The 15,512-nt window shown below is 70.0% G+C and carries 13 protein-coding genes; 11 read left to right on the forward strand and 2 right to left on the reverse strand.

Annotated features, from left to right (window positions below):
* The first annotated feature begins 21 nt into the window (after nt 1-21).
* The 5 genes from katG (at nt 22) to AS97_RS38320 (ending at nt 4,582) form a co-directional block, all read left to right on the forward strand.
* Nucleotides 22-2,250: a catalase/peroxidase HPI gene (gene katG, locus AS97_RS38300; protein ID WP_059143304.1), complete on the forward strand. Its 2,229-nt coding sequence runs from the start codon at nt 22-24 to the stop codon at nt 2,248-2,250.
* 231 nt (nt 2,251-2,481) lie between these two features.
* Complete coding sequence (locus tag AS97_RS38305; protein ID WP_059143303.1) at nt 2,482-2,892, forward strand: hypothetical protein; 411 nt, start codon at nt 2,482-2,484, stop codon at nt 2,890-2,892.
* The gene (locus tag AS97_RS38310) at nt 2,889-3,503 is read left to right on the forward strand and encodes a class F sortase (protein WP_059143302.1); all 615 of its coding nucleotides are present in this window, start codon (nt 2,889-2,891) and stop codon (nt 3,501-3,503) included. The genes AS97_RS38305 and AS97_RS38310 overlap by 4 nt, the downstream gene beginning before the upstream one ends.
* 85 nt (nt 3,504-3,588) lie before the next feature.
* Nucleotides 3,589-4,080: an RNA polymerase sigma factor gene (locus tag AS97_RS38315; protein ID WP_059143301.1), complete on the forward strand. Its 492-nt coding sequence runs from the start codon at nt 3,589-3,591 to the stop codon at nt 4,078-4,080.
* Nucleotides 4,064-4,582 (forward strand): hypothetical protein, encoded by a 519-nt coding sequence (locus AS97_RS38320; protein ID WP_059143300.1) that lies wholly within the window; start codon nt 4,064-4,066, stop codon nt 4,580-4,582. The genes AS97_RS38315 and AS97_RS38320 overlap by 17 nt, the downstream gene beginning before the upstream one ends.
* 26 nt (nt 4,583-4,608) lie before the next feature.
* On the opposite strand, the gene AS97_RS38325 is transcribed toward AS97_RS38320, so the two are convergent.
* Together AS97_RS38325 and AS97_RS38330 are read right to left on the reverse strand one after the other, a co-directional pair.
* Nucleotides 4,609-6,204: a cation acetate symporter gene (locus AS97_RS38325; protein ID WP_059143299.1), complete on the reverse strand. Its 1,596-nt coding sequence runs from the start codon at nt 6,202-6,204 to the stop codon at nt 4,609-4,611.
* On the reverse strand, nt 6,201-6,596 hold the full coding sequence (locus AS97_RS38330) for a DUF485 domain-containing protein (protein ID WP_210566510.1): 396 nt from the start codon (nt 6,594-6,596) through the stop codon (nt 6,201-6,203). The genes AS97_RS38325 and AS97_RS38330 overlap by 4 nt, the downstream gene beginning before the upstream one ends.
* 539 nt (nt 6,597-7,135) lie before the next feature.
* Between AS97_RS38330 and AS97_RS38335 the strand changes: the two genes are divergently transcribed.
* The 6 genes from AS97_RS38335 (at nt 7,136) to AS97_RS38360 (ending at nt 15,503) form a co-directional block, all read left to right on the forward strand.
* A complete protein-coding gene (locus tag AS97_RS38335) occupies nt 7,136-8,524 on the forward strand; it encodes an OFA family MFS transporter (protein WP_210566511.1) in 1,389 nt (462 codons plus the stop codon).
* Between the two features lie 293 nt (nt 8,525-8,817).
* Nucleotides 8,818-11,688, forward strand: a complete 2,871-nt coding sequence (locus AS97_RS38340; protein ID WP_210566512.1) for a nitrate- and nitrite sensing domain-containing protein — start codon at nt 8,818-8,820, stop codon at nt 11,686-11,688.
* A gap of 30 nt (nt 11,689-11,718) precedes the next feature.
* Nucleotides 11,719-12,168 (forward strand): roadblock/LC7 domain-containing protein, encoded by a 450-nt coding sequence (locus AS97_RS38345; protein ID WP_059143295.1) that lies wholly within the window; start codon nt 11,719-11,721, stop codon nt 12,166-12,168.
* 16 nt (nt 12,169-12,184) lie between these two features.
* Nucleotides 12,185-12,796 carry a DUF742 domain-containing protein gene (locus AS97_RS38350; protein WP_247204618.1) on the forward strand — a complete coding sequence of 204 codons (612 nt, stop codon included), beginning with the start codon at nt 12,185-12,187 and terminating at the stop codon, nt 12,794-12,796.
* 467 nt (nt 12,797-13,263) lie between these two features.
* Complete coding sequence (locus AS97_RS38355; RefSeq protein ID WP_210566513.1) at nt 13,264-14,103, forward strand: endo alpha-1,4 polygalactosaminidase; 840 nt, start codon at nt 13,264-13,266, stop codon at nt 14,101-14,103.
* Between the two features lie 71 nt (nt 14,104-14,174).
* Entirely contained in the window at nt 14,175-15,503 is a 1,329-nt protein-coding gene (locus AS97_RS38360) for an ABC transporter substrate-binding protein (RefSeq protein ID WP_125758040.1), read from the forward strand.
* Nucleotides 15,504-15,512: the final 9 nt, after the last annotated feature.

A 15,512-nucleotide genomic window follows, 5' to 3' on the forward strand; every position in this document is an offset into this window, starting at 1 on the left:
GCCCAGCTTGGAAGGATTCCCATGTCCGAGAACCATGAGGCAATCGTCGTAGACGCGAAGACGGAGGAGGCGGGGGGCTGCCCGGTCGCGCACGAGCGCGCTCCGCATCCGACTCAGGGGGGCGGCAACCGTCAGTGGTGGCCGGAGCGGCTCAATCTGAAGATCCTTGCCAAGAACCCGGCCGTGGCGAACCCCCTGGACGAGGAGTTCGACTACGCGGAGGCGTTCCAGGGGCTTGACCTCGCCGCGGTGAAGCAGGACATCGCCGAGGTGCTGACGACCTCGCAGGACTGGTGGCCGGCGGACTTCGGCCACTACGGCCCGTTCATGATCCGTATGGCGTGGCACAGCGCGGGCACCTACCGGATCAGCGACGGCCGGGGTGGCGCGGGCGCCGGTCAGCAGCGCTTCGCCCCGCTCAACAGCTGGCCGGACAACGGCAACCTGGACAAGGCGCGCCGTCTGCTGTGGCCCGTGAAGAAGAAGTACGGCCAGGCCCTGTCCTGGGCCGACCTGATGATCCTCACCGGCAATGTCGCCCTGGAGTCGATGGGCTTCACCACCTTCGGCTTCGGCGGCGGGCGCGAGGACGTCTGGGAGTCCGAGGAGGACGTGTACTGGGGCCCGGAGAGCACCTGGCTCGGGGACGAGCGCTACACCGGCGACCGGGAGCTGGAGAACCCGCTCGGCGCCGTGCAGATGGGTCTGATCTACGTCAACCCGGAGGGCCCGAACGGAAACCCGGACCCGATCGCGGCGGCCCGCGACATCCGTGAGACGTTCCGCCGGATGGCGATGAACGACGAGGAGACGGTCGCGCTGATCGCGGGCGGCCACACCTTCGGCAAGACCCACGGCGCGGGCCCGGCCGACCACGTCGGCGCGGACCCCGAGGCCGCCACCATCGAGGAGCAGGGCCTGGGCTGGCGGAACACCTACGGCACCGGCAAGGGCGCGGACGCCATCACCTCGGGCCTCGAGGTCACCTGGACCACCACGCCCACCCAGTGGAGCAACAACTTCTTCGAGAACCTCTTCGGCTACGAGTGGGAGCTGACCAAGAGCCCGGCCGGCGCCCACCAGTGGCGGCCGAAGGACGGCGCGGGCGAGGGCACGGTGCCGCACGCCCACGACTCCTCGAAGAAGATCGCCCCGAACATGCTCACCACCGACCTGGCGCTGCGCTTCGACCCGGTCTACGAGCCGATCTCCCGCCGCTTCTACGAGAACCCCGACCAGTTCGCGGACGCCTTCGCCCGAGCCTGGTTCAAGCTGACCCACCGCGACATGGGCCCCAAGTCGCTGTACCTGGGCCCGGAGGTCCCGGCGGAGACCCTGCTGTGGCAGGACCCGCTGCCGGAGGCCGAGGGCGAGGTCATCGACGCCGCGGACATCACGGCCCTCAAGGCCAAGCTCCTGGACGCGGGCCTGAGCGTCGCCCAGCTGGTCTCCACGGCGTGGGCGTCGGCCTCGACCTACCGCGGCAGCGACAAGCGCGGCGGCGCCAACGGCGCGCGCATCCGCCTCGAGCCGCAGCGCGACTGGGAGGTCAACGAGCCCGGTGAGCTCGCCACCGTGCTGCGCGCCCTCGAGGGCGTTCAGCAGGAGTTCAACGCCGGTTCCGGGGCGAAGAAGGTGTCGCTGGCCGACCTGATCGTCCTCGGCGGTGCGGCCGCCGTGGAGAAGGCCGCCAAGGACGCCGGATACGACATCGAGGTGCCCTTCACCCCGGGCCGTGTCGACGCGACCGAGGAGCAGACCGACGCGGAGTCCTTCGTCGCGCTGGAGCCGACCTCCGACGGGTTCCGCAACTACGTCGGCAAGGGCAACCGGCTGCCGGCCGAGTACCTGCTGCTCGACCGGGCCAACCTGCTGACCCTGAGCGCTCCGGAGATGACCGTCCTCGTCGGCGGCCTGCGGGTGCTGGGCGCAAACTACCAGCAGTCGGCGGACGGTGTTCTCACCGAGACGCCCGGGGTGCTGACCAACGACTTCTTCGTCAATCTGCTCGACATGGGCACGACGTGGAAGGCCACCTCGGAGGACCAGAGCACCTTCGAGGGCCGCGACGGCGTCACCGGTGCGGTCAAGTGGACCGGAACCCGGGCCGACCTGGTCTTCGGCTCCAACTCCGAGCTGCGGGCGCTCGCCGAGGTCTACGCGAGCGATGACGCGAAGGAGAAGTTCGTGAAGGACTTCGTCGCCGCCTGGGTCAAGGTCTCCAACCTCGACCGGTTCGACCTCGTCTGACACATCTGAGCACGACGTCCAGGCCGGCCCGCACGGGCCGGCCTGGACGTTTTTCCGCCCGGAACCCACTGTGGCGTTCAGCCCGGAGGTCAGCCCGTCGTTCAGCCCGAACAGGGCCGGTCGACACACTTTGCCAGCTCTTTACAACGCGCCGCGCCGCTGCCTCGTCTCTCCGCTCGATCCGTAACCCGCCCGCCGCACAGCGGGCGGACCGACGAAAGAGAGCGATTCATGCGCCGAACTGTCCTCAGCGCGATGACACTCGCGTGCGCCGCCGTCCTGGTGAGCACCGCGCCCGCGTTCGCCGACGAGAAGACCCCGGCCCCCCGCGACCCCTCGTCCGCCGCGACCCCCGCCCAGAGCGCGGAGCCCACCCGCGGCCCGGCCGCCAGCCCGGTCCCGAGCCAGCAGCGGACCCGGCCGGGCGCCGCCACCCCGGCCCCGAGCCAGGAGCCGACCAAGACGCGGGACCGCGGCCAGGTCGGCGTCATCCCGAGGGGCGCGCCCAACACCGGGGTGACGGCCACGTCCTCCGGCTCCGGGACCGAGGGCGAACTGATCGGCGGGGGCGCCGCCGCGGCGCTCGTCGCGGGCGGCGCGGCGGTCTTCGTCGTCCGTCGCCGGCGGGCGACCGGGGCATGACCCCGTTCTCCAGGCGCGCGTTCGCCACGGCGGCCATGGCCTCGCTGCTCGTGGGCTGCGGCGGCCACCCGGCCCGGCAGACCACGGCCGGACCAGGTTCCGGGAGGACGCCACCGCCTTCCCCGGCCCCCGTGAAGGCGGCGCGTCCCCTGGGGCGTTCGGTCCCGGTCCGGCTGCGGATCCCGGCCATCGGCGTCGACACCCCGGTCATGCGGCTGGGGCTGGCGCCGGACGGAAGTGTGCGGGTGCCGCCGGTCACGGAGCACGACCAGGCGGGCTGGTACCGGCACTCGCCGACACCGGGGCAGGTCGGCCCGTCGGTCGTCCTCGGCCATGTCACGGTCGGCGCCTACGGTGACGGGGTCTTCCGGCACCTCGCGCGGCTGCGCCGGGGCGACCGGGTCGTGGCGCGCCTGGAGAACGGCACGTCGGCGGAGTTCGCCATCACCGCCGTACGGACGGTGGCCAAGGCGGACTTCCCGGCGGACGACGTCTACGGGGACGTGGACCGACCGGAGTTGCGGCTGATCACCTGTGGCGGCCCGCGCTCCGGCGACGGCTACCTCGACAACGTGATCGCCTTCGCCGCACTCACCTCCGCCGGCTCCTGACCCACCCCTGGATCCCGGGCCCACGGAACCCACACCGGCGGCCCGGGGTCTTCCCCTCCGAGTGCCATCACGACCATGGAGTGCGTTGAAACGGTCCCGTGACAGGGCGGCGTCCGAGCTGTTCGCCGCCCTCTATCCACGCCTCGCCGGCTGGTGCCGCCGGCTCGTCGACGACGACGAGACGGCCCATGAGATCGCCTCCGAGGCGTTCACCCGGCTCTGGGCCCGCTGGACGTCCGTGGAGGAGCCCCGTGGCTTCCTCTACGTCACCGCGGCCAATCTCGTCCGGGACCACTGGCGCAAGATGGAGCGCGAACGCAAGGCCATGCGCCGGGTCACCTCCGAAGCCGCCCTCCGCCCGCACGCCGAACAGTCCGACCCGTCGGTACGCCTGCTCGTACAGTCGCTGCCGGAACGACTGCGCGTTCCGATCCTGCTGCACTACTACGCTGACATGCCGATCCGGGAGGTGTCCGTACTGACCGGACGCAAGGAAGGAACCGTCAAGGCCGACCTCCACGCGGCCAGAGAACTGCTCCGCGTCCACCTGAGGAGAAGCCTTGACCCCACACTTTGACGACGGCCCGGAGCGCGAACCCGACGACCCCCTCGCGGTGATCCTGCGGCCCACCTCCGACTACCTCGGCCCGCCCCCCGGCCGGTACGAGGCGATCCGCCGCGCCGCGGCCCGCCGCCGGCTGCTGCGCACCGCGGCCGGGGTCGGCGTGTCCTGCGCCGTCGCCGCCCTCATCGCGCTGCCGCTGCGTCTGACGGCGCCCGGGACACCCGCGCGCCCGACGGTGCCGCTCGCCCCGCCGCCCGCGACGGGCCGTACGGCGCCTCCGCTCCCGTCGGCGCCCGCCGATCGTCCCTCGGCGTCGCCCACCCCGTCGACGCCGTCCAAGACCCCCAGCCAGCGCACCGCGCGCGGGCCCCGAGGCGAGACGGCGGGTCCCCGGGACAGCGGGGACGTCCCCCAGCGCGGGCGGCCTGTGGCACCGAGCTCCTCGGCGCGGGCCGAGCCGTCGGAGCGCCAGGGGAGCGCCCTGCCCACCCCCGGCAGCGTCCGCCAGCCGTAGGCGGCCCCCGAGCGGGGCCGCCTGGCTTACGCCTTGGAGCCGATGCCGGTCAGCGACCGGACTTCCATCTCCGCCTGCTTCTTGGAGTCCGAGGACTCCTTGCTGAAGAGCGTGCCGAGGAATCCGCAGAGGAAGGAGAGCGGAATCGACACCAGGCCGGGGTTGGTGAGGGGGAACCAGTGGAAGTCCATGCCCTTGATGACGGACGTGGAGCTGCCCGAGATCGCCGGCGAGAAGATGATGAGCACCAGGCCGGACCCCAGACCGCCGTAGATGCTCCACAGCGTCCCGGTCGTGTTGAACCGCTTCCAGAACAGCGTGTAGAGGATCGTCGGCAGATTGGCGGAGGCGGCGAGCGCCAGGGCCAACGACACCAGGAAGGCCACGTTCTGGCCGTTGGTGACGATACCGCCGAGGATGGCCATGAAACCGATCACGAGCGCCGTCAGCCGCGCGACCCGGATCTCCGAGCGCGGGTCGGCCTTGCCGTTGCGGATCACGTTGGCGTACACGTCATGGGCGAACGAGGCCGAGGCGGCCAGGGTCAGCCCGGCCACCACCGCCAGGATCGTCGCGAAGGCCACCGCGGAGACGACGCCCAGCAGCATCGCGCCGCCGATCTCGAAGGCGAGCAGGGGAGCGGCGGAGTTCTCGCCGCCCGGGGCGTTGACGATCCGGTCCGAGCCGACCAGCGCGGTGGCGCCGTACCCGACGATCAGGATCGACAGGTAGAAGATGAACATCGACCAGGAGCACCAGACCACCGAACGCCGGGCCTCCTTGGCGTCGGGCACGGTGTAGAAGCGCATCAGCACGTGCGGCAGGCTGGAGATGCCGAGGACCAGCGAGAGGGAGAGCGAGACGAAGTCGAGCTTGGTCATCGCGTTCTCGCCGTACCAGCCACCGGGGTTGAGCAGCTCCCCGCCCAGCGGGCTGTTCTGCGCCGCCTGGTCGAGGATCGCCGAGAAGCTGAACCCGAACTTGCCGAGCAGGAACACGCTCATGAAGGTCACGCAGATCAGCAGCAGGCCCGCCTTGATGATCTGCACCCAGGTCGTGCCCTTCATGCCGCCCACCAGGACGTAGAAGACCATGACGAGGCCGACGCCGGTGATGATGAGGGCCTGCCCGCCCTTGCTCTGCACATTGAGCAGCAGGGCGATCAGGCCACCCGCGCCGGCCATCTGGGCGAGCATGTAGAAGAACGTGATCACCAGGGTGGAGTTGGCCGCCGCCGCGCGCACCGGGCGCTGCTTCATGCGGTAGGCCATCACATCGCCGACCGTGAACCGCCCGGTGTTGCGCAGCCGCTCCCCGACGAGGAGGAGCGCGACCAGCCACGCCACGAGCCACCCCACGGAGTAGAGGAACCCGTCGTAGCCGTGGACGGCAATCGCCCCCGAGATGCCGAGGAACGAGGCCGCGGAGAGGAAGTCGCCGGACAGGGCGATGCCGTTCTGGACCCCGGTGAAGGCGCTGCCCGCGGCGTAGTAGTCGGAGGTCGTCGAGTTTCTGTTGGTGGCCTTGTAGACGACGAACAGCGTGATGATGACGAAAGCGAAGAAGACGCTCAGGTTGATTATCGGGCTGCCGGTCGTGCGGGCTGCGATCTGCAATGTCATTCCTTGCCGACTCCCGCCAGCTCGTGGATCGTGTCCACCTGCGGGTCAAGTTTCTTGCGCGCGAAGCGCCGGTACGTCAGGACGATCGCCATCGTCGTTACGAACTGCAGCAGGCCGAAGACGGTGCCGGTGTTGACCGCGCCGAACAGCTTGCGGCTCATGAAGTCGTGGGCATAGGCCGAGAAGAGCACGAAGGTCATGTACCAGCACAAGAAGAAGGCGCTCATCGGAAAGATGAACCAGAGCAGTCTCCTGCGGAGAAGTTTGAACTCCGGGCTCTGCTGAATCGCCTCGAAATCGGGCTCCCCGATATCGTCACCGCGATCGGCGAACCCCGTCCCGGTGACCCGCTCGGATGGCCAGGAGGCGGGCGGTCGCACCGATTTATTCATGGTTTTCTCCGGGGTGTTTCTGACGAGGCGTCGGTTCGGAGCGCCCGCGCTCGAGCGGTAGATGGTGAGGGGCGACCGGCGGGCCCTTGACGCGGCAAGTCTAGTGAGGCGCCGGACACAGTCAACGCCGCCCCCTGCTCTCAGTGATACAGGTGGGCGGGTGTCATGGTGCGCATCGAGCTCCGGCGTCATCTCGAATATGGCGGGAGTGGTCACTGAACCAGTACTTTGTCTCTCCTTCCCGTGTTGTCCATTTTGACTTGGTGTCAGGTTGGCGGTGGCCGCTCAGGGTTGCGTCTTGAGGACATTTCGGTACCCGGCGTTGTGTCCCAAGTGTCGCCACTGGTAGAACCTCACCTCGGGCGGAACGTCCCGTCGTGCGTGAGCATGAGTGCTGTGAGCGTGCTGCTGGGCAGCGATTCTGTCACTGGCATATGACAGCAGCCCCGCGCTCACCACTGCCTCCCCCGAGGTGTTTGGATAGGTTCGGAAATGCAGTCTGTGGGGGTGCTCTCAAGAAGCCGGAGGTAGATTGATCTGTGGGTTTCCTCGATCGCTCTCGCATCATCGCAGGGGCGGGGTGGAATCGTTGGCTGATTCCGCCGGCGGCGCTTGCGATCCACTTCTCCATCGGCCAGGCGTATGCCTGGAGCGTTTTTAAGATACCTCTGGAAGATTCCCTAGACATCTCCGGGACGACTAGCGCCCTCCCGTTCCAGATCGGCATTCTGGTGCTTGGGCTCTCTGCCGCGTTCGGAGGAACGCTGGTCGAGAGAAAAGGCCCGCGCTGGGCCATGTTCGTCTCGCTCGTGGCCTTCTCCACCGGCTTCCTGGTCGCCGCCCTCGGCGTCGCCACGCGCAATTACTGGCTGGTGGTCCTCGGGTACGGCGGTATCGGCGGGGTCGGGCTCGGCATCGGGTACATCGCGCCGGTGTCCACCTTGATGAAGTGGTTTCCGGACCGGCCGGGCATGGCCACCGGCACGGCGATCATGGGTTTCGGCGGCGGCGCGCTGATCGCCTCCCCCTGGTCGACGGAGATGCTCAAGGCGTTCGGCAGCGACACCAGCGGCATCGCGAAGACCTTCCTGGTGCACGGCCTGGCCTACGCCGCCTTCATGTCGCTGGGCGTGGTGCTGGTGCGGGTGCCGCCCGAGGGCTGGCGGCCGGCCGGCTGGACGCCAGGCGACGACGCGGGGAAGCGGCTGGTCACCACCGCGAACGTCTCGGCGAGGAACGCGGTGCGCACGCCCCAGTTCTGGCTGCTCTGGGTCGTGCTGTGCATGAACGTTACTGCTGGTATCGGGATCCTGGAGAAGGCAGCCCCGATGATCCAGGACTTCTTCCAGGACACGGCCAGCCCGGTGAGCGCGAGCGCCGCCACCGGCTTCGTCGCGCTGCTGTCCCTGGCCAACATGGCCGGTCGCTTCGTGTGGTCCTCGGTCTCCGACGTGGTCGGCCGGAAGAACATCTACCGCCTGTACCTGGGCGCCGGTGCCCTGCTCTACCTCACGATCATGCTCGAAAAGGACAGCAGTACCGCGCTGTTCGTCGCCTCGACCATGGTGATCCTGTCGTTCTACGGCGGCGGATTCGCCACCGTTCCGGCCTACCTCAAGGATCTCTTCGGCACCTACCAGGTCGGCGCGATCCACGGCCGGCTGCTGACCGCGTGGTCGGTCGCCGGAGTCGCCGGACCGCTCATCGTGGACTCCATCGCGGATTCCGCGCATGAGTCCGGGGACACCGGCCCGGCTCTCTACACCTTTTCGTTCACTCTCATGATGGGGCTGCTTGTCATCGGCTTCATCGCGAACGAACTGGTGCGTCCGGTGCATCCGAAGTTCCATGAACCTGAGCCGGCGGCCCGGGCGGAGCCGGCACCCCCGGAGGAAACCCCCGACCCCCTTCCGGCAGAGAGGCGGTAAGCCGGTGACTGACGCAGACAGCCCTTCGCCGGACGTGGCCAAGACGGGTTCTCCCGTGGTCATGGTCGTGGCGTGGCTGTGGGTGGCTGTGCCGTTTCTGTACGGTCTTTACCAACTGGCCGAGAAGAGCAGCAAGTTGTTCGAGTAAAGGCAGGCGCGCCGGCGCATCGCCGAAGGCGATGTACCGGCGCGCTGCCGGGCGTTCGACTTTCCCCAGCGGGGGAAATCCCAGGAGAAAACGGCATCGTGATACATCCCTGTGGGCAAGCCGGTCCGAGCGCGGAGGGCGCCTCATGACCCCGGGCAGGCATGCGGCCGCGCGTGATCGCTCACCGTCGTGGTGGGCCGGCGTCGTGGAATGGCGCAACTGGCGGCTGCCCGTGAAGCTGGGTGCCGTTCTGGTGGTGCCCGCTCTGCTCGCCGTCGCCTTGGGCGTCGTGCAGATCCAACGCGACGTCGAGCGCGCGAACACCTACGCGGACGTGCAGCGGCTGGTCAGACTGCGCGATGGGCTGATGCCGTTGATCAGCGATCTGCAGATGGAACGGACCATGTCGGCCGAGCGGCTGAGAGGGGACCACGCGTCCGCCGATCCGGCCATGCTCCGGCGGCAGAACCAGCGCGTCGACCGCGCGCAGGCCGCCGTCACGCGCACCACCAAGCGGGCACAGGGCCTCGAAGGGGTAACGGCGAACCGCTATCGCGACGCGTTCAAGCTGCTGGACGGGCTGCCCGCGCTGCGCAAGCAGGTGACGTCCACGGACATCGGCTCGTGGACCGCGGTGACCGAGTACAGCAAGATCATCAACGGTCTGCTCGACCTGGACCAGGCGCTGGGCAGCCGGTTCGGTGAACCCCAGCTCTCCGGACCGGCCACCGCGCTGTACGACCTGGAGCTGGTCCAGGAACAGGTCCACCTCCAGCACGTGATCGTCATGGACGCGCCCGACCCCGGCAGGCTGGCGGACCCCAAGCTCATCAGGGCGCTCCAGGAGTCCGACATCCGCATGCGGGACAAGCTGAGCGACTTCCGCGCCGTGGCCACCAAGGGGGACCAGCGCGCCTACCAGCGGACGGTCACCGGCCCGGAGGTCCAGCGGCGCACCCGGCTGCTGGACGGCGTGCTGTCCCAGGCGGGGTCGCAGAGCGCCGGGCAGAACGCCGCCGACGCCGCGCCGTTCTCCATCCGCGACTGGAACGGCAGTTCGGAGGCGACCGGAGCCCTCATCAACACCGTGGAGAAGCGGCTTGCCGACCGGCTCCGCGAGACCTCCGCCAAGCTGCAGGACGAGACGAGCGACCGGGCCGGTGCGGAGTCCGTGCTGCTCTTCGCCGTGCTCCTGCTCGCCTTCGCCATCGGTATCGCCATCGCGCGGCATCTGCTGCGGTCGCTGACCGTGCTGCGCTCCACCGCGCTCGACGTGGCCGAACGCAGGCTGCCCGAAGCGGTGTCGAGCATCCGCGAGGGCGAGATGGCGACCACCTCGATCAGCGCCGTGCCCGTCCACACCACCGAGGAGTTCGGGCAGCTCGCGAGGGCCTTCGACGCGGTGCACGGCCAGGCCGTACGGCTGGCCGCCGAACAGGCCGCGCTCCGCGGCGACCTGCGGGACACCCTGGTCAACCTCTCCCGGCGCAGCCAGAGCCTGGTGGACCGGCTGCTGCGGCTGATGGAACAGCTCGAACTGCACGAGGAGGACCCGGACCAGCTGGCCAGCTTCTTCAAGCTGGACCACCTGGCGACCCGGATGCGGCGCAACAACGAGAACCTGATGGTCCTGTGCGGCAGCACCCCGGTCCGCCCCTCCGAGCAGCGTGTGCCGCTCGACAATGTGCTGCGGGCCTCGGTCTCCGAGATCGAGCACTACCGGCGGGTGGTGGTGGAGCCCGTTCCCGCCGCCGAAGTGATCGGGTACGCTGCCGGTGACCTGGCGCGAATGATCGCTGAGCTGCTGGACAACGCCACCGCGTTCTCCCCGCCGGAGACCCAAGTGGTCGTCAGCAATACACTGCGCCTGGACGGTTCCGCACTGATCGAGGTCCGCGACGAGGGATTCGGGATGAGCGGGGCCGAATTGGCCAAGGCTCATCGGCGCGTAGCGGGGGACGTATCCGTGGAGGTACCTACGTCCCGGCAGATGGGCCTGACCGTCGTCGGCCGTCTGGCCCGTCGCCACGGCGTCACCGTGGAGCTGATCTCGGAGCGCGACACCGGCGGTGGACTGCGCGCGGGTGTACTGGTCCCGGCCAGGCTGATGCTCGGGGACAAGCCCGCCCTGGCGGGCCGGGAGAGTTCCCTGCCCGTCCGGCGGACCTCCAAGACGGCCGAGCCGGTCGGCACCCGCCGGGAGACCGGCGCGGCTCCGGCGGCGCCTCTGCCGCGTCGCGCGACCGACGGCGCCCGCTCGCTGCGCGCCGGGGATTCCCCGGCCGGCTCCGGCGACACGGGCCGTTCCCTGCCGACCCGCTCCAGCGGCTCGCGGGCGTTCGTGGATTCCTCGCAGCCCGGCGGACTGCCGCGCCGGATACCTCCCGCCAAGGCCGGCCGGCCCGCCCCGGTCGGCGAGGACGCACCGGGGAAGGCCGCGGCCCTCTCCGGCAATGGCGACGGGCCCGGCAACGGCAACGGCAACGGGAACGGCAACGCCCCCGCCGACCGCCGCGCCGTACAGCCGCCGGGACAGCCCCCGCTGCCACCGCGGCGTCCGCGTCCGGCCGCCCAGGGCGACGCCCCCTCGCCGTGGTTCGCGTCGGCCGAGGCCGAGACGGCCCCGGCGGGCCCCCCGCGCCAGGAGACGGCCGAGAGCCGGAGGCCGGCGGGCCTCCCGGCGTCCGAGCTCCCCCGGCGGCCCGTCCCCGCCGCGCCCGCGTCCCCCGGCGAGAGCCGGCCCGATGCCGCCGGTGACCCCGGCCAGATCGTCCACGAGCGGCCGGGCGCCGCGGACGCGGGCGGAACCACGCAGGCCGGGCTGCCCCGCCGGGTGCCGCGCCAGGGCTCGGGCACGGAACGGCCCAAGCCGCGCGCCACCGAAGAGCGCCCCAAGCCGCGTGGAGCCGGCGACGAGGAATCCGCGCGGCGGAACGCCGGCCGCACCCTTACGTTCCTCAGCAATTACCAGTCGGGCATCCGCCGGGGTCAGCCCGACGGACGCGACGAGACATAAGGTCTCAGCGAAGATGGACAGGAAGAACCCATGACCTCACCCCAGCTGCGGGAGGTGAGCCAGTTCGGATGGCTGGTCACCAATTTCACCGAGCGTGTGCCCAATGTGGCGCACGCCGTGGTGGTCTCGGCCGACGGACTGTTGCTCACCGCGTCGGACGGGCTGGCGGCCGAACGGGCCGAGCAGGTCGCCACCATTGCCGCGGGGGCCATCAGCCTGATCCAGGGCGCCGCCCAGTGCCTGATGACCGGTGATGTGCGGTCCTCGGTCATTCAGATGGAGCTCGGGAACATGCTCCTGATGTCGATCAAGGACGGCTCATGCCTCGTGGTGCTGGCGGCGCCGGACTGCGAGATCGGTCAGGTGGCCTACGAGATGACCGTACTGGTCGACCAGGTCGGCGAGATGCTGACCCCCGAGCTCCGCGCTGAGCTGCAGGAGCTCAACCTGCAGGGCGTGAAGCGGACATCAGCCCAATAGGCCGGACGGGGAGATGATGAGCACCGGTGAAGGCCCTTCCGGGCAGGGACCTGGGAGAGAACAGGGGGCGGAGGACGAACAGACCTTCGCCGACGTGCTCAACGCCTTCAGCTTCGGCAAAGGGCGACGCGGGCGGAAGGCACCTCGGTCCGACGGCCCGCCCGAGGCCCCGCCCCGCCGTGAGGGCGGGGACGGCCGTCCCGAGGAGCCCGGGGGATCCTTCCCGGGGGCGTCGTCGGAGGCCGAGGGGACGGCCGCCTGGGAGTCCGAGCACGACGAGAGCCAGGGCCCTGCCGCGCTCGTGCGCGCCTACTCATGGACGCGCGGCCGGACCAGGTCCCACCATCACTTCGAGGTCGAGACCCTGGTGACCACCACCGAGCTGGGTCACCGCTCCACCGACGTCGTGCAGGCCGACCACCTCCCGGTGATCGCGCTGTGTCAGGAGCCGAGGTCGGTGGCCGAAGTGGCGGCCATGCTCATGGTGCCGCTGGGGGTGGCCAAGGTCCTGCTCGGCGACATGGCCGAACACGGGCTGATCGTCGTCCACCGGACGGCCTCCGAGGAGGGCGCCGCGCCGGACCGCGACCTGATGGAGAGAGTGCTGGTGGGACTCCGGCGGATCTAGGGCCTCTCTTATGGATCATGCCGGGCGCGCGGCGTTGGAGCACGCACCTCGCTGCGTTGTCGTCGGTTGCCTATGCTCCGCATGGACGCCCTCCTCCGCCTTGCGATGCACGCACTCCAACGCCGCGCGCTGATCCGACCTGATCCATAAGAGAGGCCCCAGTGTGTCCGGCGCGCGGGGACCGCCGGATTCCCGCGTACCGACATGCCCGCATCGATGCGTAATGTCCGCCGTGGAGCCCCTCCGCGCTGATCGCTTGTGCGTGTTCCGAGCCGACACTGAGCAGTTTCACGCTCTTGACGTGGCTCGGTTTGATCGGTTTACTCCCTGGCACGCCGATGTCGAATGCTCGGCGACAGAGGTACGCCCAGCCGGTATGCGGCCCCGCCGCGAGTCCGGCCCGAGTCGCCAGGTCGCTGTCTGCGACCGAGGCGGGGCCGTGCCCACGGATCATGGAGCTCTCGGCGATGAGCCTGAACCGTTCGCGTATCCGTACCACTGTGGGCGCCGCCGTGGCATGCGCCGCGGCCGCCGCGGCCGGCGTTCTCGCCCCCGCCCCCGCCTCGGCCGCCTCGCCCGCCCTTCCGCCGGTCCACGCCGGCTTCGACTACCAGATCGGCGGGGCGTACCCCCCGCCGTCCGGAGTGCGGGTCGTCAGCCGTGACCACAGCGCCTCCCCGGCGCCCGGGCTGTACAACATCTGCTACGTCAACGCCTTCCAGACGCAGAAGATCGGCCAGCCCGGCGGCCCCGCGGACTGGCCGTCCGACCTGCTGCTCAAGAACGACGACGGTGACGTCGTCATCGACACGGACTGGGACGAGGCGATCCTCGACATCACCACCCAGCAGAAGCGCGAGGGCATCGCGGAGAAGATCGACGCCCAGATCGACGAATGCGCCGCCAAGGGCTTCAACGCGCTGGAGCTGGACAACTTCGACACCTTCACCCGTGATGTCGTCGAGGGCCGGATCACCGAGGAGCACGCCCAGACCTACATCCGGATGCTGTCCGCCTACGGCCACGGCAAGGGCCTGGCGGTCGGTCAGAAGAACACCGTGGAGCTGGCCAAGAATCACGCGGCCAACGGTCTCGACTTCGCCATCGCCGAGGAGTGCGGCAACCCCGAGTACCGCGAGTGCGCCGACTACGTGGCGGAGTTCGGGGACAACGCCATCTTCATCGAGTACACGAACGCCGGGATGAAGAACGCCTGCGAGTACGGCGACCGGGTGAGCGTCGTCCAGCGCGACCACGATGTGCTGCCCGAGGGCGAGGACGGCTACGTCCGGAAGACCTGCCCGTAGTCCTGACCGGGGACGGTGCGGCCGCCGCCGACCGCGGCGGCCACATATCCACCGAACATCTGGAGGCAGACATGGACACGGTCGGCAGTGGCCGCGGCGGGCCCTCGCGCCGTGGCATCCTGCGCGGTGGCGGCGCACTGGCCCTCACCGCGGCAGCGGGTACGGCGGTGGCGGGATGCGGGACCGGCCTGGGCGTGGACTCCGGCGGAACCGTCCACATCGAGGTGTGGCACGGGCAGAACGGCCCCTCGCTGAAGGCGTTCAAACGGCTCGTGGCCAACTTCCACCGAAGCCACCCCGGCATACGGGTCGACATCGGCGGCGGGGTGCTGGCGGACGACATGCTGCAGAAGGTGATGGCCGGTCTCGTCGCCCAGTCGCCACCCGACGTCGCCTACATCTTCGGCTCCGACCTGGCGAGTGTCGCCAGAAGTCCCCAGCTCGCGGACATGACATCGGTCGTGGAGTCCCAGCCGGTGCCCTGGAACCAGTACTGGCCGGCCGCCCGGGAGGGCGTCATGGTCGACGGTGTGGTCCGTGCGGTGCCCGCGGTGCTGGACTCGCTCGCCGTGGTGTGCAACAAGAAGCTCTTCCGCGAGGCCCGGCTGGACCTGCCCGCACCGGGCTGGACCTGGCAGGACTTCATCGAAATGGCCCGGAAGCTGACCGACCGCGGCAAGGGCACGTTCGGCACCGGCTGGCCCGGCGCGGGCGACGAGGACACGGTGTGGCGGCTGTGGCCCATGATCTGGGACCTGGGCGGTGAGGTCATCGCCGAGGGCAAGCGGGAGATCGGATTCGCGGGCGAACCCGGTGTCCGCTCCCTCGATGTGCTCGCCGCGCTCGCCCGGGACCGCAGCGTCTACGTCGACCCCAAGCCCGGCGGCGAGCAGATGTACCAGGCGTTCTCCACCGGCCGGCTGGGCATGGTCGGGACCGGCCCCTGGCAGCTGCCCGACATCCGCCAGGCGAAGATCGACTATCACGTCGTCCCGCTGCCCGGCTTCCACGGCCGGTCGGTGACGATCTCCGGCCCCGACACCTGGAGCGTGTTCGACAACGGCTCCGCGCGGCTGACGGCCGCCCGTACCTTCATCGGCTGGCTCATGGAGCCCGACCAGGCCTACCTGTGGGACTCCGAGGCGGGCAGCCTGCCGCAGAGCCGGCCCGCCGAGCGCCGTCCGAAGTGGCGGAAGCACGCGGCCGAGGTGCCCGGTCTCTCGGTGTTCACCGAGGTGCTGGAGACCGCGCGGGTGCGGCCCGTCGACCGGGCCTACCCCAAGATCTCCATGCCGCTCGGCGAGGCCATCACCGCCGTCCTGCTCGGGAAGAGCACACCGGCGAAGGCGCTGCGGCGATGCGCGGACGAAGCCAACGCCGCCATGGCCAAGGTGCGTTGAGGAGCCCCA

The sequence above is a fragment of the Streptomyces sp. AgN23 genome (assembly GCF_001598115.1).
Lineage (GTDB): Bacteria > Actinomycetota > Actinomycetes > Streptomycetales > Streptomycetaceae > Streptomyces > Streptomyces antimycoticus.

Excerpts from the sequence above, each read along its gene's own strand:
- AS97_RS38310 (WP_059143302.1), top strand. The coding sequence starts at position 2,889 with ATGACCCCGTTCTCCAGGCGCGCGTTCGCCACGGCGGCCATGGCCTCG.
- AS97_RS38330 (WP_210566510.1), bottom strand. The coding sequence starts at position 6,596 with ATGAATAAATCGGTGCGACCGCCCGCCTCCTGGCCATCCGAGCGGGTC.
- AS97_RS38355 (WP_210566513.1), top strand. The coding sequence starts at position 13,264 with ATGAGCCTGAACCGTTCGCGTATCCGTACCACTGTGGGCGCCGCCGTG.
- AS97_RS38345 (WP_059143295.1), top strand. The coding sequence starts at position 11,719 with ATGACCTCACCCCAGCTGCGGGAGGTGAGCCAGTTCGGATGGCTGGTC.
- AS97_RS38305 (WP_059143303.1), top strand. The coding sequence starts at position 2,482 with ATGCGCCGAACTGTCCTCAGCGCGATGACACTCGCGTGCGCCGCCGTC.
- AS97_RS38350 (WP_247204618.1), top strand. The coding sequence starts at position 12,185 with ATGAGCACCGGTGAAGGCCCTTCCGGGCAGGGACCTGGGAGAGAACAG.
- AS97_RS38325 (WP_059143299.1), bottom strand. The coding sequence starts at position 6,204 with ATGACATTGCAGATCGCAGCCCGCACGACCGGCAGCCCGATAATCAAC.
- AS97_RS38360 (WP_125758040.1), top strand. The coding sequence starts at position 14,175 with ATGGACACGGTCGGCAGTGGCCGCGGCGGGCCCTCGCGCCGTGGCATC.
- AS97_RS38340 (WP_210566512.1), top strand. The coding sequence starts at position 8,818 with ATGACCCCGGGCAGGCATGCGGCCGCGCGTGATCGCTCACCGTCGTGG.
- katG (WP_059143304.1), top strand. The coding sequence starts at position 22 with ATGTCCGAGAACCATGAGGCAATCGTCGTAGACGCGAAGACGGAGGAG.